The sequence below is a fragment of the Corallococcus llansteffanensis genome (genome assembly GCF_003612055.1).
Taxonomy (GTDB): domain Bacteria; phylum Myxococcota; class Myxococcia; order Myxococcales; family Myxococcaceae; genus Corallococcus; species Corallococcus llansteffanensis.
This window is the reverse complement of sequence record NZ_RAWB01000171.1, coordinates 1-16,802: the sequence shown is the minus strand read 5'-3', so window position 1 is coordinate 16,802 and position 16,802 is coordinate 1. Positions and strand designations below refer to the sequence as shown.

Genomic DNA, 16,802 nt, shown 5'->3' with positions numbered 1-16,802 from the left:
GGCTCTGCGTGGTGCACAACGCCGCGCTCTACGAGCATGACGACGCGCTCAGCATGGACGCGGACCACCTGCGCCGCGTGCTGGAGGTCAACGTCGTCGCCCCCCTGGTGCTCAACCGCCTGGCGCGCAACACGAGCCCGTCGCCGGTCGGCACGGTGGAGCACGTGATGGCGGTGGGCATCCCCCAGTCGCTCACGGAGCAGTTCAGCCTCCAGCCCGCCGCGCCGTTCAACGGCGCCGACGCCGCTCCGGACGTGGGCTCGCAGTTCTTCCTGCGCGCCGTCGCCGGGGAGGATCAGCTGCGGCTGCGCGTGGCGTTCGCGCTCAGCCAGATCTTCGTCGTCTCGCAGCTGGGCATCCCGGAGTCGAGCCGGACCGCGTACTCGGATCCCAAGACGGCGGTGGCGGGGCACTTGAACCTGCTGTCGACGCACGCGTTCGGCAACTTCCGCACCCTGCTGGAGGCCGTGACGAAGAGCCCCGCCATGGGCCGCTATCTGGACATGGTCAACAACCGCGCCTTCAACGGGGCCGGCACCCGCATCGACCCGAACGAGAACTACGCCCGGGAGATGCTCCAGCTCTTCACGCTCGGCATCCCGAAGCTGAACCTGGACGGCACCGTCCAGGTGGACACGGTCACGGGCAAGACGAAGCTCGCGTACACGGAGGAGCAGGTGCAGGCCTTCGCGAGCGCGCTGTCCGGATGGACGTGGAAGGCCGCCGCGTGTCCTGCGAAGGGCGGCACCATCGCCACGCCCGACTACACGCAGCCGATGATGCCGTGCAACGCGAACCACGACGAGCGCTCGCAGCAGCTGCTGCGCGGCGTCTCCACCACCGAGGGCGGGACCGCGGCAGCCCACCTGCAGCAGGCGCTGGACAACGTCTTCAACGACCCCAACGTCCCGCCCTTCATCAGCAAGCAGCTCATCCAGCACCTCGTCACCAGCAACCCGACGCCGGCCTACGTGAAGCGGGTGGCGACGGTCTTCAAGCTGGACGCGAACGGCGAACGCGGCAACCTGATGTCCGTGGTGCGCGCCATCCTCGAGGACGACGAGGCGCGCGGCGCCCAGCCGCCCCTGGCCCTGCGGCCCGGCTTCGGCCACCTGCGCTCGCCGGCGCTGTTCATCACCAACGTGGTCCGCTGGTTGGAGCCCACGCTGGACCTCTCCAAGGATCCGGGCCTGCGGCTCAGCACCTGGAGCAAGAGCATGGGCCAGTGGGTGCCCCGCGCTCCATCCGTCTTCAGCTACTACCCGCCCAACGCGCCCGCGCCCGATACGGACGGCCTGCTCGGCCCCGAGTTCGCCATCCTCGACACGGCGACCGTCACCGCGCGCGCCAACTTCGTCCACGAGTTCCTCTTTTCGTCCCTCGCGGTCAACGCGGGCATCACGGTGGACTACAACCTGCTGCCGTCCGACGACGCGGCGCTCGTCGCCTCGCTGGGCCGCTACTGGCTGCACGGCACGATGGCGCCGGCGCTCGAGCAGCGCCTGCTGAGCGCGCTCGCGGATCCGGACGCGGGGGCGGTGCTGCGCAAGAAGAAGCTGGCCCTCTACCTCACCTCGCTCTCTCCCTCCTTCCAGGTGCAGCGGTAATCCCATGACCACCACCCGACGCCAGTTCCTCCGAGGCGCCACCGGCAGCCTGGGCTTCCTCGCCGCCGCCGCCTCCCTCCCCCGCTGGATGGGCAGCGCGAACGCGGCCACGCTGAGCGGCTACTCCGGCTCCCGTGTCGCCGTCTGTGTCTTCCTGCTGGGCGGCAGCGACAGCAACAACGTCCTCGTCCCGCGCCTGGGCAACCCCTATTCGCAGTACCTGGACGCCCGGCCCAACCTGGGCCTCACGCTGGACCAGTTGCTCACCATCAACCCGACGGGGCTCGCCGCCGGTGCCTACGGTCTGCACCCGTCGCTGACGAAGGTGCGTGACCACTTCGAGCAGGGCCGCGCCGCCTTCGTGTGCAACGTGGGCCCGATGGTGCTGCCGCTCACCAAGGCGGACTACACGGCGAATGCGTCCGTGCCGGAGAACCTCTTCTCCCACAGCGATCAGCAGGACGCCTGGGCGAGCGCGCTGGCGAACCCCACCACCAGCGCCATCACCAGTGACTTGAAGGTGACGGGCTGGGGCGGGCGCACTGCGGACAAGCTCCACGTGCTCAACACCAGCACGCCGCCGGACTACCCGGAGGTGACGTCCTTCGGCGGCAAGCCGCGCTTCTCGGTGGGCGGCACGCGCAAGCCGCTGATGGTCGCGGCGGACGGCACGCTCGCGTTCCGCACCACCGCCACGCCGGCCTCGGCCTTCGATCTGCTCCAGGAGCAGGCGCTCCAGGACGTGATGGGCATCCAGGACGGCGTGGCGCTGGAAGCGTCCTACGGGGGTGTCTTCGGCACGGCCCAGACGTTCGCCCAAGCCCGCGCCGACGCGCGCGACGCCGCGTGGAACCGGATCGCCGCCGGGACCCGCGCGACCATCGACGCGCTCTTCGCGACGCCCGTGGGCAAGGACCGCTGGTCGCTGCACCTCCAGCTCTACCAGGTGGTGCGCGACCTGGTGGCGGGGGCCATTCCGGCCGCCAGCGGCGGTCTGGGCCTCAAGCGGCAGGTGTTCTCCGTGGGCTTCGGCTCGTTCGACACGCACCAGAACCAGGACGTGGATCAGCCGGAGCTGCTCGCGCAGCTCGATTACGGGCTGGATGCGTTCCAGCAGACCATGAACCTGCTGGAGCTGGACCCGGCCTTCGGCGCGAACGCGCCCCAGTCCACGCTCTTCACGATGAGCGACTTCAGCCGCACGCTGCTGGAGAACTCCGACCGGGGGACGGACCACGCCTGGGGCGGACACGCGCTGGTGATGGGCAACCGCGTCGCGGGCAAGAAGCTCTACGGCACCTTCCCGAGCCTGGACCTCACCGGCACGCTCGACGGCTCCACGGACGACAAGGGCCGCTGGATCCCCACGCTGACGGTGGAGCAGTACGGCTTCACGCTGGCCTCGTGGCTGGGGCTCAACACCAACGCCGAGCGGGACTACGTGTTCCCCAACCTGCCGGGCTACGTCCAGGACGCCATCACTCGCGGCTTCCCGGCGCTCGCGCAGCGCTACAAGCTGGGCTTCATGCTGCCGGACTGAGCAAACCCTGAGGGTGGGAAGGCCGTGCGGCTCGCGGCCTTCCCGCTGTCTTCCCCGTCGCGCTACTTCATTCCCGCGATGACGTCGAACACCGAAGGCCGGTGCGGCTTCCAGCCCAGCGCCCGGGCCCGCTTCGCGCGGATGCGGCTGTTGGACGCAAGCGCCAGGCGTCCCAGCTCCACGCCCCAGCGCGCTTCGGCCTCCGACACCGGCATGCTGCCGGTGGGCAGGTTGAAGCGCTTGCCAATCGCGGTCACCACGTCGCGGAAGTTCGCCTCGCCGTTCTCCGCGAAGAAGAAGGTGCCGGCCGGCGCGCGCTCCAGCACCAGCAGGTAGAGGTCCACCAGGTCCTCGATGTGCACGTTGGACCAGACGTTCTCCCCCTTGCCGATGTAGCGGGCGGTCCCCGTCTCGCGTGCGTACTGGATGAGCGGAGGCAACTGGACGCTGTCCGGGTTGAGGCCCAGGCCCTGGCCGTAGATGAGGCACGGGCAGATGACGTGGGTGTGGATGCCCTCCTTCGCGGCATCCAGGACAAGCCGGTCCAGCGCGATGCGGGCCACCTTCTCCGGGACGGGGTCGATGGGCGAGTCCTCGTCATGCACGGGCGTCGTCAGCGTGCCGCCGGTGTCGGTGGCGACGATGCTGGAGCCGCTGGTGTGGAGGAAGTGCTTGCCCGAGCCCTTGAGCGCGGCGAGCAACACCTCCACGGTCCTGCGCGCGTCCGCCGACGCCGCGTTGATGACGGCGTCCGCTTCCTTCGCCAGCCGCGTCAGCACGGCCTCGTCATCGAACGAGGCGACCGTCGCCGTGATGCCCCGCGCCTCCAGCTCACGCGCCTTCTCCTGCGTCCGGGCGGTGCCCACCACCTGGTGACCCGCCGCCATCAATCGCACCGCCACCGACCCACCGATGTAGCCCGTCGCGCCCAGCACAAAGACTTTCATGGCCTGCTCCTCCGAGAGTCTTCACAAGCTGCGGTGTTCCCAGGTGGACGGGTAGTGGCTTGTCGGGCACATGTCCTGTTCCTAGAGTTCGCGAATGACCCTCCTCCAGGAGCCCCTCGCCGGGCTGGGCGCCTTCGTGCGCACGCTCGAGACCGGCAGCTTCAGCGCGGCGGCAAGAGCGCTCGGGGTGTCGCCGTCCGCGGTCAGCAAGACGGTGGCCCGCCTGGAGGGCCGCCTGGGGGTGTTGCTCCTCCAGCGCGGTACCCGGACGCTCCAGCCGACCCCGGAGGGGCTGTCCCTCTTCGAGCGGGGCCAGCGCATCGTGGCGGAGCTGGAAGCGGCGCAGGGAGAGCTGCGCGAGTCCAAAGGTCCCCGGGGCCCCCTGCGCATCACCGCGCCCATGGACCTGGGCCGCTACTGGCTGGTGCCCCGTCTGCCGGCGTTCCTGGCCGCGTACCCGCAGGTGCGGTGTGAGCTGGGGCTCACCGACCGCTTCATCGACCTGGTGGAGGAGCGGATGGACGTGGGGCTGCGGATGGGAGAGAGCGCGGATGCGCGGCTGATCCGCCGACGTCTGGGCAGTACGCGAGCGGTCATCTGCGCCGCGCCCGCGTACCTGCGCCGGCACGGCACGCCGCGCAAGGTGGAGGACCTCCAGCGCCACGCATGTCTGGCCTACCTGCGCGACGGGCAGCGCGTCCCGTGGAGGCTGGACGGAACACCGGTGGAGGTGCCCGGCCCCTTCGCGTCCGACAACAACGAAGCCCTGCTGGCGATGGCGTTAGAAGGAGTGGGCATCGCACGCATCCCGGAGTTCGTCGCCGCGCAGGCCCTGGCGTCAGGGCAGCTTCAGTCCCTGCTCACCGCCGTGCACACGCCCGGGCCCGACCTGTACGTCGTCTATCCGGAGCGCCGACACCTGTCGCCCCGGGTCCGCGTCTTCGTCGACTTCGTCTCCAGCGCCTTCGAGGACACGACGGCCACGGCCCCCACGCCGACACGCGGGCGTTCACGGAAGGGCGCGAGGTCGTGATCCGTGTGAACCTGGGAGCGCTCAGCCCCGCGTCTCTTCCTGTTCACGCTTGAGCGCCCGGTCCAGCACGAATGTCCCGAAGGGCACCAGCGAGGCTCCGAACGCCGCCAGTGAGCGACGCGCCGGCCATTCGTGCTCCGCGGCGGCGCGGAACAGCGATGACACGAAGAGCAGGAACAGCAGCCCGTGGACGCTGCCCGCGATGCGCACCGCCAGGGGCTGACCGAGCAGGTACTTCACCGGCATCGCGATGAAGAGCAGCCCCAGGAAGGACATCCCCTCCAGGAAGGCGATGAGCCGGAGCTGTCGCAGCGCGTTCATGTGTCCACCCCGGGCCAGCGCGGCCGGAAGATCATCAGCACCAACACCAGGAAGAAGGGCACGGCGGCCAGAAACGCCCCCACCCCCGTGCGTCGCTCACGCGTGGCCATGGCGACGAGCGCGAGCTGCGACATCAGCGACAGGGACAGCCCTCCCAGGATCCATGGCTCCGTCAGCGCGACGTTGAGCTGGAGCGTGAGGAAGTAGCCGGCCGTCCACGTCACCACCAGCCCCGGCGACGCGATGAGGTGCACCGCGCGCTTGCGGTCCACGGAGCTCGTGGCCACCAGCGCCCCGATGAGCCCGCCCCCGTAGAGCACCACGCCAATGAACTTGAACAGCAGCAGGAAGCGGTAGAGCAGCACCAGCCACCTTCCGGAACCGGATGGCGCCCATCGCCATGCAGGCCCGTATGGCATGGGCCCTCCCAGGGACGTGAGTGGCGGAAACGCCAATCTTCAACGACTTCCCGCCACGGCAGCTCCCTTGGCGGAAACCCGGCGGGCTGGCATCTTCCCGCCATGCATGTCGTCGCCATCGTCGCGCTGGATGGAGTCGTTCCCTTCGACCTCTCGATCCCGTGCGAGGTCTTCGACCGGGTCCGGCTGCCCGGAGGCGCCGCCGGCTATCAGGTCCGGGTCTGCGGCGTGACACCCGAGGTCCAGGCGGGCTCCTTCCAGCTCAAGACCCGCCATGGCCTGCGGGAGCTGGCGCGGGCGGACACCATCGTGCTGCCCGGCATCACGGACCTCTCCGTCCCCATCCCGCCACGGCTCGTGAGCGCGGTCCGCGCGGCGGCGGCCCGGGGCGCGCGCATCGCGTCCATCTGCTCCGGCGCGTTCCTCCTGGCCTCCACGGGACTGCTCGACGGCCTGCGCGCGACGACCCACTGGCTGGCCGCGGAGGAGCTGGCCCGTCGCCATCCCGCCATCCAGGTGGATCCCAACGTCCTCTATGTCGACAACGGGCAGTTCCTGACGTCAGCGGGCGCCGCGGCGGGGCTCGACCTCTGCCTCCACCTGGTGCGGCGCGACCATGGCTCCGCGGTGGCGGCCGACGCGGCCCGGATGGCCGTCATGCCGCTGGAGCGCGACGGCGGCCAATCCCAGTTCATCACGCACGTGCCACCTTCGCCGGAGGGGGGCTCGCTGGAGCCCGTGCTGCGGTGGATGGAGGACCACCTCCACAAGCCCCTCACGCTCCCATCCCTCGCACGGCGCGCGGCGATGAGCGAGCGCACCTTGAGCCGCCGCTTCCGGGAACAGACGGGCACCACGCCCCTCCAGTGGCTGCTCCGCGCCCGTGTGCGCCGTGCCCAGCACCTGCTGGAGACCACGGGCCAGTCCGTGGAGTCGGTCGCCGCGAAGGTGGGCTTCGGATCCGCGACCGCATTCCGCGAACACTTCCAACGCTTCGTCGCCACCAGCCCCCTCGCCTACCGCCGCGCGTTCCGGGGCTCCGCCTTGAAGCTCAGTGCTGGTGGCCGAAGCGCACCTGCACCGCGGGATGCGCCGCGACGAACGCGCGCAGCTTCTTGAAGCTCACCACGCTGCGCGGCCCGTCCTGCGTGAAGGTGCCCGGCTCCACGTCGTGCTCCCAGCCCCAGCGCGTGTGGCTGGCATCCCCCAGCAGCAGCACCGGCCCCTTCGTCGAGCGCACCAGGTACGCGGTGCTGCCCGGCGTGTGCCCCGGCACCCAGAGCGCCCACACCGACCCGTCCCCGAACACGTCCACCGCGCCGTCGAAGAGGCCCTGCGTGTCCTCGGTGAAGCTCCACTCCGACAGCGCCGGCTTGCCCTCCAGCGCGCGGTCCACGGCGCCCTGCACCAGCAGGTTCACGAAGGCGCGCTTGGACGCCTCACCCGGGCCAGTGAAGACGGGGGTCTCCGCCGGCACGTCCGCCATGCCCGTGATGTGGTCCGGGTGCAGGTGCGTGAGGAAGACGCCCTTCAACGCCTGGGGCTGGCGCGCCAGCCACTCGCCCAGCGGCTGGTGCACCTTCATCTTCTCCAGGTGCATCGCGCTCGCCACGATGCCCCGCATCGCCGAGCGGTCCGGCGCGTCCCGCAGCGCCGTCTCCACGCCGGTGTCCACGATGAACAGCCCCTGCGTCGGGTGGCGCAGCGCGTGGAAGAAGACCTGCACGGGCTCATCCCCGTCCTCCAGGTGCGCGGCCTTCGCCGTGGGGTGGTCCAGGTTGATGAGGCCGCTGCGATCCACCGTCCAGTCGCACGCGGCGACGGTCTCCAGTTCCACCGGCCCCGGCGCATCCAGCTCCGCGAGCAGCGCCGCCGCCGGCTTCGACACGCCGAGCGCGGACTTCTGGAAGTCGTGGGAGGTCGTGGCGCAGCCGGTGCCGACCACGGTGAGGCAGAGCGCGAGCAGGACGGACTTCATGGCGGAACTCCTTGCCGGGACGGGCCCGGGCGTTCGGAACAGGCCGCACCATGCGGGATGCGTCAGTGGATGGGAAGCCGCCAAGACGGCATGATGCCATCCATTCATGGATATCTCCTGGGACGACGCCCGGCTGTTCCTCGCCATCGCGGAGACGGGCAGCTTCAGCGGGGCCGCGCGGCGGCTGCGCATCGGCCAGCCCACGGTGAGCCGCAGGCTGGCCGCGCTGGAGTACGCGGTGGGCGCGGCGCTGTTCCGAAGGAGCGTGGACGGCGCGGCGCTGACGGCGGCCGGCGAGCGGTGGGTGGTGCCCGCGAAGAAGATGGCGGAGTGGGCCGGAGAGCTGCACCGCGCGGCGGAGGCCACGGACAACTCGCCCCGGGGCATCGTGCGGGTGACGGCCACGCCCTACCTGAGCGCCGACTTCCTGGCCCCCTTCGCCGCGTTCGTCGCCCGCAAGCACCCGGGCCTGCGACTGGAGGTGCAGTCCCAGGTGCAGTACCTGGACCTGGGACGCGGCGAGGCGGACCTCGCGCTGCGCGCCCGCCCTCCGACGACGCCCGACCTCAAGCGCGTGGACACACTGGACGTCGTCAACGGCGTCTTCGTCTCCAGGGAGCTCAAGGCCCGGCTGTCCCGGAAGGTGACGCTCCAGCAGCTCCCCTGGGTCGCCTGGGCGCCCCCGTTCGACACCGTGCCCCCCAACCCCCAGCTGGAGTCGCTCATCCCCGGCTTCACGCCGTCATTCACCGCGGACAACTACCTGGTGCTGCTCGCGGCGGCGGAGGCTGGGCTGGGCGCCATGGTGCTGCCGCGCATGCCGCACCGCTTCAAGCGTGCGACCCGCCTCGTGCCGCTGGAGCTGGACCTGGGGCCCTTCGCCCGGAGCCAGACGCACCTGGTCTGTGCGCGGTCGGCGCTGGATATTCCCCGCGTGCGGCGTGTTTCCGAATTGTTGGTGGAGGAGTTCCAGCGGATCCGGGTGGGTTGAAGAAGCCCCCCAACGGCCAGCGGCCCGCGTATTGTCTCCGCCATGAATTCCGTTCGTCCAGCCGCCGCCTCCTACGTGCTCATCGACGCCGAGAACGTCGACTGGGCCGTCTCCAACATCGTGGGCCGCAAGCCCGAACCCGGGGACCGGGTGCAGTTCGACCGTCTCATCGCCTTCTGCGAGACCTACTTCCCCAAGCCGGTGCGCTGCGTGGTGGTGCTCAACGCGCGCGGGGAGCAGCTGCCGGACGCGATGATTGGCTTCGTGCGCGCGCTGAAGTCCGCGGGCTGCGAGGTCGCGCTCCTGCACGGCCGTCCGGACCAGAAGGTCGTGGACCTGGGCATCCTCAAGCTGCTGGAGAACATCCGCACGCAGCGCCCGGGGGCGGCGGTGGGCCTCGCGAGCCACGACGGCGCGGACTTCGCGGAGGCGCTCAAGCCGCTCCTGGAGGAGAAGCGCCAGGTGGCCGTGCTGGGCCTGCGCGAGTACGTGAGCCAGCGCTTCCGGGAGCTCGTCCCGTCGGGCCTGAAGATCGTCGACCTGGAGCTCAACGCCCGCGTCTTCCAGCGTCCCCTGCCCCGCATCCTGCCGGTCAACGTGGACGAGTTCGATCCGACGCTGTTCGTGTAACCGCGGTCCCCCTTCCGGAGTCCACCCATGTCCGTCGAGTCCCCCACCCCGCGCGGCGGCGCCTCCGCCGCGCTGCACGCGTTGCTGGAAGCGGAGTGGCAGTACTCACTCCAGCAGTACCCGACCTATGCCTCGCTGTTGGGGGACCGGCGCTGGAACGACCGGTGGGACGACCTGGGCCTCGCGGCGCTGGAGGCCGACCACCGGCACAGCCACGACGTGCTGGCCCAGCTCGCCCGGGTGGACCGCGCGGCCCTGGATGACGACGCGGACCGGCTCCACCTGGACCTGTTCCGGCGGATGCACGAGACGTGGCTGGAGGAGTACGGGGTGAAGAGCCACCTCATGCCCCTCAACCAGATGGGCGGCCTGCCGGAGGGGCTCAAGCAGCCGCCGGGACTCCAGACCGCGTACCAGCTCGCGGACATGCTCCGCTTCGAGACGGTCCAGGACTACGAGGACTGGGTGAAGCGGCTGGAGGGGTTCGGCACCTACGCGGATCAGGTGGTGGCGCTGATGCGCGAGGGCCTGCGCCAGCACCGCATCCACCCGCGCATCGTGCTCCAGCGCATCCCGCCGCAGCTGGAGCGGCAGCTCGTCACGGACCCCACCCGGAGCGGCTTCTACAGCCCCTTCACCCGCTTCCCCAAGGACGTGTCCGCCGCGGACGCGCGACGGCTGGCGGAAGCCGGCCGCGCCGCCATCACGAACCACGTGGTGCCGGCGCTCCAGCGCGCGCTGGAGTTCCTCAAGACGGAGTACCTGCCCGCCGCCCCGGAGACGGTGGGCGTGTGGCAGTTCCCGGACGGCGAGGCGCTGTACACGGTGCTCGCGCGCCGGCACACGACGACGCGGCTGACCCCGGAGGAGATCCACGCGGTGGGGCTGCAGGAGGTCCAGCGGCTGCGCGCGGAGATGTCGCGCGTGATGGCCCGGACGGGCTTCACCGGCACGCTGCAGGGCTTCTTCGAAGCGCTGCGCACGGAGACGCGCTTCTACGAGCCCACGGGCGAGGCGCTGCTCGCGCGCTACCGGGCCCTGGCCAGGCGCATTGATCCGCTGCTGGAGCGGCTGTTCCGGACGATGCCGAAGAAGCCCTACGTCGTCGAACCCATCCCGGAGGCGATGGCCCCGGACGTGACGACGGGCTTCTACTTCCCCGCCGCCGCGGACGGCTCGCGCCCGGGCACCTTCCAGGTGAACCTCTACCGACCGGAGACGCGGCCCGTCTGGGAGATGGTGCCCCTGACGCTGCACGAGGCCGTGCCGGGCCATCACTTCCAGGTGGCCCTTGCCTCTGAACAGACGCAGCTGCCGGAGTTCCGCCGCTTCACGTCCTACGTGGCCTTCGACGAGGGCTGGGCGCTGTACTGCGAGACCCTGGGAGACGAGCTGGGGTTGTACGACGACCCGCACGACAAGTTCGGCCAGCTCGCCTTCGAGATGTGGCGCGCGGTGCGGCTGGTGGTGGACACCGGCCTGCACGCGAAGCGCTGGACGCGGCGGCAGGCCCTGGACTTCTTCATGGAGAACGCCCCGCGCCAGGAGCTGGACGTCACCAACGAGGTGGACCGCTACATCGCGTGGCCCGGACAGGCGCTGGCGTACAAGGTCGGCCAGCTGCGCATCACCGCCCTGCGCGCGAAGGCGGAAGCCACGCTGGGCGCGCGCTTCGACGTGAAGGCGTTCCACGACCAGGTGCTGCTGACGGGCTCGCTGCCGCTGGACGTGCTGGAGGCGAAGCTTGACGCCTGGATGGCGGGAGTCCGGGCCCAGGCATGAAGCGCCTGCTCGTCACCGGGCTGCTCCTGGGGGGACTGGGCCTGCTGGCGCTGGCGGCCTGGGTCGCGGTGCGCAGCGCGCGCTACATCGCGTCGGAGGTGTACCCGCCGCGCCGGCCGGTGGAGCGCCCCCCGGAGGACGCGGTGTTCGCGGGCCTGCGCGATGTGGCGTTCACGGATGCGACAGGGCTCCAGCTCAAGGGCTGGTACCTGCCGCCGAAGAACGGGGCGCTCGTCGTCCTGGTCCATGGCCTGTCGGGCAACCGCACCCAGTTGCTGCCCGAGGCCCGGTTCCTCGCGCAGGCCGGCTACGGGCTGGTGCTCTTCGACCTGGGCGCGCATGGCGAGAGCGCCGGGACGGTGTCCACCTATGGCGACCGCGAGGCGACCCAGGTGGTGGCGGCGCTGGACTTCGCGGCCCGTCAGCCGGAGGTGGATGCCCGGCGCCTCGGGGCGCTCGGGTTCTCGCTGGGGGGCTATTCGGTCCTGAAGGCGGCGGCGGGTGACCCGCGCTTCAAGGCCGTGGTGGTCGAGGCCGCGGCGGTCGCGCCCGCGCAGGCACTCCAGGACGAGCTGGGGCACTGGGGCCCCCTGGGCCTGTGGCCAGCGTTGGAAGTGATGCGGCGCGCGGGCGTGGACGTGAACGCGGTGCGCCCGGCCCAGGACATGGCCGCGATGGCGCGCCGCCCCGTCCTGCTGATCGCCGGCACGGAGGACCCCTGGGTGCCGGACGCCTCGCTGGAGGACCTGCTGCGGCAGGGCGAGGGCCCCTGGGAGAAGTGGCGGGTGCCCGGCGCGGGCCACGGGGACTACCCCCAAGCTGCTCCCGAGGAGTACCCCCGTCGCGTGCTGGCCTTCTTTTCGCGCTTTCTCTGAAAGAGCCCTGGGCGGCAGCAGCCTGGTGCTCGCCTGCCTGCAAGGAATCTGCCCAGGACCGTTGATTCCTGTACAGACGTGGCATGCTTGCGGGCTGCATTGGTCAGGCAATCCGCGCCTCTAGAGTTCATGCGGTCGGAATTGGAAGGTCGGATGACCCTGGGGGTGATGTCCGTGGATGAAGCGGTCAAGCAGACAGTGGTGGCTCGCTTCGCGGAGCAGGCAGCGCGCACGCCGGAAGCCGAGGCTGTCCGCTTCGAAGGCGCGGGGCTGACGTACGCGGCGTTGGATCGCCGCTCGAACCAGCTGGCCCACCACCTGCGCGGCCTGGGCGTCACCACGGACGTGCTCGTGGGCGTGTGCCTGGAGCGCTCGGTGGAGATGGTGGTGGCGGTGCTCGCCGTGCTCAAGGCGGGGGGCGCATACCTGCCGTTGGATCCGGCCTACCCCGCGCCGCGCCTGGCCTTCATGCTGGAGGACGCCCGGGCGCCGGTGCTGCTGACCCAGGCGAAGCTGCGCGCGGGCCTGCCGCCCTTCGCGGGCCCGGTGCTGTGCCTGGATGAATCCCCCGCCCTCTTCGCCCCGGAGGCCCCGGCCTCATCGGTGGACGCATCGAGCCTGGAGGGGCTGGCGTACGCCATCTACACGTCCGGCTCCACGGGCACGCCCAAGGGCGTGGCGATGGGGCACGGGCCGCTCGGAAACCTCATCACGTGGCAGCTGGGCCAGTCGGTGGCGGGGCCGGGCACGCGCACGCTGCAGTTCTCCCCGCTGTCGTTCGACGTGTCGTTCCAGGAGCTGTTCGGCACCTGGTGCTCGGGCGGCACGCTGGTGCTGGTGCGGGACGCGCTGCGGCTGGACGCCGTGCTGCTGTTGGAGCTTCTGGCCGACGAGCGCGTGGAGCGGCTGTTCCTGCCCTTCATCGCGCTGCAGAACCTGGCGGAGATCGCCACCTCGCACCAGAAGGTGCCGAGGTCCCTGCGCGAAGTGGTGACCGCGGGCGAGCAGCTCCAGGTGACGCACCACCTGCGCGCCTTCTTCGCCGCGCTTCCGGGATGCGCGCTGCACAACCACTATGGCCCGTCGGAGACGCATGTCGTCTCCAGTTACGTGCTCCGAGGCGCCCCGGATGCATGGCCCGCGCTGCCGCCCATCGGAAAGGCCCTGGACGGCTGCGAGCTGCTGGTGCTGGACGAGCAGAAGCAGCCCGTGCCGCACGGGGAGTCCGGTGAGCTGTACCTGGCGGGTGTGTGCCTGGCGCGCGGCTACCTGCACCGCGAGGCGCTGACGGCGGAGCGCTTCGTGGCGCACCCGCTGCGCCCCGGCACCGGCGAGCGCGCGTACCGCACGGGCGACCTGGCGCGCGTGCTGCCCGACGGCAACGTGGAGTTCCTGGGCCGCATCGACGGCCAGGTGAAGGTGCGCGGCTACCGCATCGAGCTGGGAGAGATTGAGGTCGCGCTCGGCAGCCACCCGGCGGTGAAGCAGGTCGCGGTGGTGGCGCGCGAGGACGTGCCCGGAGACAAGCGGCTCGTCGCCTACATCGTCCCGGACGGCACGCTGGAGCACGCGGCCGGGGCGCTCCGGCGCCACCTCCAGACGCGGGTGCCGGACTACATGGTGCCCTCCGCGTTCGTCGTGCTGGAGGCCCTGCCGCGCACGCCCAGCGGGAAGATCGACCGCCGCGCCCTGCCTGCCCCGCTGCCCACGCGGCCGGAGCTGCAGCAGGCCTTCGTCGCGCCCCGCTCACCCCTGGAGCGGACCCTCGCGGACGCGTGGGCGCAGCTCCTGCGCATCGACCGGGTGGGCATCCACGACAGCTTCTTCGAGCTGGGCGGCAACTCGCTGCTCGCGCTCCAGTGCGTGGCGCGTCTCAGGCAGGCGCAGGGGCTGGAGCTGCCCATCGTCCAGCTCTTCCAGTCGCCCACGGTGGCGCAGCTCGCGGCGGTGCTCTCCGGGGACGCGTCCCGCCCCTCGCTGAAGGACCAGGTGCAGGCGCGGCAGGCGAAGCGCCAGCAGGCGGCGGGGGGGACGGGCGGCGCGGAGCCGGTGGCCATCATCGGCATGGCGGGCCGCTTCCCGGGTGCGCCCGACGTGGAGACGTTCTGGAAGAACCTCGTGGGCGGGGTGGAGTCCGTCACGACGTTCACGCGCGAGGAGGTGGATCCTTCCGTGGCCGCGGGTGAGCGCGAAGCCCCCGAGTACGTGCGCGCGCGCGGCATCCTGGAGGGCGTGGAGCTCTTCGATGCGGGCTTCTTCGGCATCATGCCGAAGGAGGCGCAGGTGATGGATCCGCAGCAGCGCCTCTTCCTGGAGACGGCGTGGTCCGCGCTGGAGTCCGCCGGCTGCGTGCCGGAGACGTACCCGGGCCTCATCGGCGTCTTCGCGGGCACGCACAACAACAGCTACCAGCCGCTGCACGTCCAGCCGCGGCAGGACATCGTGGAGAAGGTGGGCGCCTTCCAGGCGATGGTGGCCAACGAGAAGGACTACGTGGCCACGCGCGTCGCGCACAAGCTGGACCTGCGCGGCCCGGCCCTGTCGCTCAACACCGCGTGCTCCACGTCCCTCGTGGCGGTGGCGCAGGCGTTCTGGGCGCTGCAGACGCACCAGTGCGACGTGGCGCTGGCGGGCGGCGCGGCGGTGACGGTGCCGCAGAAGTCCGGCCACCTGTACCAGGAGGGCGGCATGCTCTCCCAGGACGGGCACTGCCGGCCCTTCGACGCGAGCGCCACGGGCACCCTCTTCAGCGACGGCGTGGGCGCGGTGGTGCTCAAGCGCCTGTCGGACGCGCAGGCGGACGGCGACGTCATCCACGCGGTGCTGCGCGGCGTGGCCGTCAACAACGACGGCGCGGCCAAGATGAGCTTCGCGGCGCCGGGCGTGGAGGGCCAGGCCACCGTCATCGCGACGGCGCACGCGAACGCGGGCGTGGATCCGCGCACCATCCGCTACGTGGAGGCGCACGGCACGGCGACGCCGCTGGGCGACCCGATTGAAGTGGAGGCGCTGTCGCAGGCCTTCCGCGCGCACACCGCGGACACGGGCTTCTGCGCCATCGGTTCGGTGAAGAGCAACTTCGGCCACCTCACCGCCGCCGCGGGCGTGGCGGGGCTCCTGAAGACGGTGCTCGCGCTGAAGCACCGCGAGCTGCCGCCGACGCTGCACTTCCAGACGCCCAACCCGAAGATCGACTTCGAGCGGAGCCCCTTCTTCGTCCAGACGAAGCGCACCGCATGGCCGGCGAGCACCGAGCCCCTTCGCGCCGGGGTCAGCTCCTTCGGCGTGGGCGGCACCAACGCGCACGTCGTGGTGGAGGAGGCCCCCGCGCGGCCCGGCTCCGGTCCGTCCAAGCCCCGCAACGTGCTGCTGCTGTCGGCGAAGACGCCCGCGGCGCTGACGCAGGCGGCGAAGCAACTGGCCGCGCACCTCCAGGCGAACCCGGAGCTGCCGCTCGCGGACGTGGCGCACACGCTGGCCACCGGCCGGCGGGCCTTCCCGTTCCGGCGGGCCGTGGTGGCGGGAAGCACCGACGAGGCCGTGAAGGCGCTGACGGCGGCCGAGCCGGAGGCCACCGCGCTGGAGTCCACCCCGCCGGTCGCGTTCCTCTTCCCGGGCCAGGGCTCGCAGCACCCGGACATGGCGCACGGGCTGTACCGCCACGCGCCGGCCTTCCGCGCCACGGTGGATGCGTGCGCGGAGGTGCTCAAGCCGCTGCTCGGGCGCGACCTGCGCGAGGTGCTCTTCCCGAAGCACCCCGAATCCCCCGAAGCCGCCGAGGCGCTGCGCCAGACGTCGTTCGCGCAGGCGGCCCTCTTCACCGTCGAGTACGCGCTCGCGCAGCTCTGGTGGAGCTGGGGCGTGCGGCCGGGCGCGCTCGTGGGCCACAGCGTGGGCGAGTTCGTCGCCGCGTGCCTCGCGGGCGTCTTCACGCTGGAGGACGCGCTGCACCTGGTGGCGAAGCGCGGCCTGCTCATGCAGGCGCAGGCCCCGGGCAGCATGCTGTCGGTGCGCCTGCCCGCCGAAGCGCTCGCGCCCCGGCTGACGGACGGGCTGGCCATCGCGTCGGACAACGGGCCGCGCCTGTGCGTGGTGTCCGGGCCCACGGAGGCCGTGGCGCGACTTCAGGCCACGCTGGAGGCGGAAGGCGCCGCATGCCGGCTGCTCCAGACGTCGCACGCGTTCCACTCGCCGATGATGGACGCCGCGGTGGCACCCTTCCTGGAGACGGTGAAGGGCATCCGCCTGTCGGAGCCGCGCATCCCCATCGTCTCCACGGCGACGGGCACCTGGCTCAAGCCCTCCGAGGCGACCTCCCCCGACTACTGGGCGCGGCACCTGCGCGACACGGTCCGCTTCGCGCCCGCGCTGCGCACGCTCTGGGAGAAGGGCGACCACCTGGTGTTGGAGGTGGGCCCGCGCGTGACGCTCGCCACGCTGGCGCGGCAGCAGGCCACGGCCGACCAGCGCGCGAAGGTGTTCACCTCCCTGGGTGAGTCCAGCGGCGACGCGGCCGACTGGAGCGCCCTCCTGAATGCCGTGGGCCAGCTCTGGCGCCGGGGTGTCCTCCTGGACTGGAACGCGTTCCACGCCGACGAGCAGCGCCAGCGCGTCACCCTTCCCACGTATCCCTTCCAGCGGCAGCGCCACTGGATCGACCTTGAGCGGGCCTCCGTGCC

General features: G+C 71.4%; 13 protein-coding genes. 9 read left to right on the top strand and 4 right to left on the bottom strand.

Features of this window, described 5'->3' with window-relative positions; genetic code table 11:
* Positions 1–1,607, top strand: a 1,607-nt coding sequence (locus D7V93_RS17825) for a DUF1800 domain-containing protein (RefSeq protein ID WP_120644550.1), incomplete at its 5' end; no start/stop codon positions are given.
* A 4-nt stretch (positions 1,608–1,611) separates the two neighbouring features.
* On the top strand, positions 1,612–3,147 hold the full coding sequence (locus tag D7V93_RS17820) for a DUF1501 domain-containing protein (RefSeq protein ID WP_120644549.1): 1,536 nt from the start codon (positions 1,612–1,614) through the stop codon (positions 3,145–3,147).
* 62 nt (positions 3,148–3,209) lie between these two features.
* Here D7V93_RS17820 and D7V93_RS17815 read toward each other — a convergent pair whose 3' ends face one another.
* Positions 3,210–4,094, bottom strand: coding sequence for an NAD-dependent epimerase/dehydratase family protein (locus tag D7V93_RS17815; RefSeq protein ID WP_120644548.1), 885 nt, complete (start codon positions 4,092–4,094; stop codon positions 3,210–3,212).
* A gap of 94 nt (positions 4,095–4,188) precedes the next feature.
* Between D7V93_RS17815 and D7V93_RS17810 the strand changes: the two genes are divergently transcribed.
* Positions 4,189–5,127 carry a LysR family transcriptional regulator gene (locus D7V93_RS17810; RefSeq protein ID WP_120644547.1) on the top strand — a complete coding sequence of 313 codons (939 nt, stop codon included), beginning with the start codon at positions 4,189–4,191 and terminating at the stop codon, positions 5,125–5,127.
* Between the two features lie 21 nt (positions 5,128–5,148).
* Here the strand turns inward: D7V93_RS17810 and D7V93_RS17805 are convergent, their stop codons facing one another.
* Both D7V93_RS17805 and D7V93_RS17800 read right to left on the bottom strand, forming a co-directional pair.
* Entirely contained in the window at positions 5,149–5,448 is a 300-nt protein-coding gene (locus D7V93_RS17805) for a DUF3817 domain-containing protein (RefSeq protein WP_120644546.1), read from the bottom strand.
* On the bottom strand, positions 5,445–5,813 hold the full coding sequence (locus tag D7V93_RS17800) for a hypothetical protein (protein WP_120644545.1): 369 nt from the start codon (positions 5,811–5,813) through the stop codon (positions 5,445–5,447). The genes D7V93_RS17805 and D7V93_RS17800 overlap by 4 nt, the downstream gene beginning before the upstream one ends.
* A gap of 156 nt (positions 5,814–5,969) precedes the next feature.
* Between D7V93_RS17800 and D7V93_RS17795 the strand changes: the two genes are divergently transcribed.
* Entirely contained in the window at positions 5,970–6,986 is a 1,017-nt protein-coding gene (locus D7V93_RS17795) for a GlxA family transcriptional regulator (RefSeq protein WP_120644544.1), read from the top strand.
* Here the strand turns inward: D7V93_RS17795 and D7V93_RS17790 are convergent.
* Positions 6,919–7,845, bottom strand: a complete 927-nt coding sequence (locus tag D7V93_RS17790) for an MBL fold metallo-hydrolase (RefSeq protein WP_120644543.1) — start codon at positions 7,843–7,845, stop codon at positions 6,919–6,921. The genes D7V93_RS17795 and D7V93_RS17790 overlap by 68 nt on opposite strands.
* A gap of 106 nt (positions 7,846–7,951) precedes the next feature.
* Here D7V93_RS17790 and D7V93_RS17785 point away from each other — a divergent pair, with 106 nt between their 5' ends.
* From D7V93_RS17785 to D7V93_RS17765, 5 genes are all read left to right on the top strand, one after another.
* Positions 7,952–8,836: a LysR family transcriptional regulator gene (locus tag D7V93_RS17785; RefSeq protein ID WP_120644542.1), complete on the top strand. Its 885-nt coding sequence runs from the start codon at positions 7,952–7,954 to the stop codon at positions 8,834–8,836.
* Positions 8,837–8,878: 42 nt separating this feature from the next.
* On the top strand, positions 8,879–9,466 hold the full coding sequence (locus D7V93_RS17780; RefSeq protein ID WP_120644541.1) for an NYN domain-containing protein: 588 nt from the start codon (positions 8,879–8,881) through the stop codon (positions 9,464–9,466).
* A gap of 27 nt (positions 9,467–9,493) precedes the next feature.
* Positions 9,494–11,248 carry a DUF885 domain-containing protein gene (locus D7V93_RS17775; protein ID WP_120644540.1) on the top strand — a complete coding sequence of 585 codons (1,755 nt, stop codon included), beginning with the start codon at positions 9,494–9,496 and terminating at the stop codon, positions 11,246–11,248.
* Positions 11,245–12,123: an alpha/beta hydrolase gene (locus D7V93_RS17770; RefSeq protein WP_120644539.1), complete on the top strand. Its 879-nt coding sequence runs from the start codon at positions 11,245–11,247 to the stop codon at positions 12,121–12,123. Before D7V93_RS17775 ends, D7V93_RS17770 begins: the two co-directional genes overlap by 4 nt.
* Positions 12,124–12,276: 153 nt before the next feature.
* Positions 12,277–16,802: polyketide synthase (locus D7V93_RS17765; protein WP_120644538.1), on the top strand; the 4,526-nt coding region annotated here is incomplete at its 3' end.

Excerpts from the sequence above, each read along its gene's own strand:
- D7V93_RS17770 (WP_120644539.1), top strand. The coding sequence starts at position 11,245 with ATGAAGCGCCTGCTCGTCACCGGGCTGCTCCTGGGGGGACTGGGCCTG.
- D7V93_RS17780 (WP_120644541.1), top strand. The coding sequence starts at position 8,879 with ATGAATTCCGTTCGTCCAGCCGCCGCCTCCTACGTGCTCATCGACGCC.
- D7V93_RS17815 (WP_120644548.1), bottom strand. The coding sequence starts at position 4,094 with ATGAAAGTCTTTGTGCTGGGCGCGACGGGCTACATCGGTGGGTCGGTG.
- D7V93_RS17790 (WP_120644543.1), bottom strand. The coding sequence starts at position 7,845 with ATGAAGTCCGTCCTGCTCGCGCTCTGCCTCACCGTGGTCGGCACCGGC.
- D7V93_RS17775 (WP_120644540.1), top strand. The coding sequence starts at position 9,494 with ATGTCCGTCGAGTCCCCCACCCCGCGCGGCGGCGCCTCCGCCGCGCTG.
- D7V93_RS17810 (WP_120644547.1), top strand. The coding sequence starts at position 4,189 with ATGACCCTCCTCCAGGAGCCCCTCGCCGGGCTGGGCGCCTTCGTGCGC.
- D7V93_RS17785 (WP_120644542.1), top strand. The coding sequence starts at position 7,952 with ATGGATATCTCCTGGGACGACGCCCGGCTGTTCCTCGCCATCGCGGAG.
- D7V93_RS17820 (WP_120644549.1), top strand. The coding sequence starts at position 1,612 with ATGACCACCACCCGACGCCAGTTCCTCCGAGGCGCCACCGGCAGCCTG.
- D7V93_RS17795 (WP_120644544.1), top strand. The coding sequence starts at position 5,970 with ATGCATGTCGTCGCCATCGTCGCGCTGGATGGAGTCGTTCCCTTCGAC.
- D7V93_RS17805 (WP_120644546.1), bottom strand. The coding sequence starts at position 5,448 with ATGAACGCGCTGCGACAGCTCCGGCTCATCGCCTTCCTGGAGGGGATG.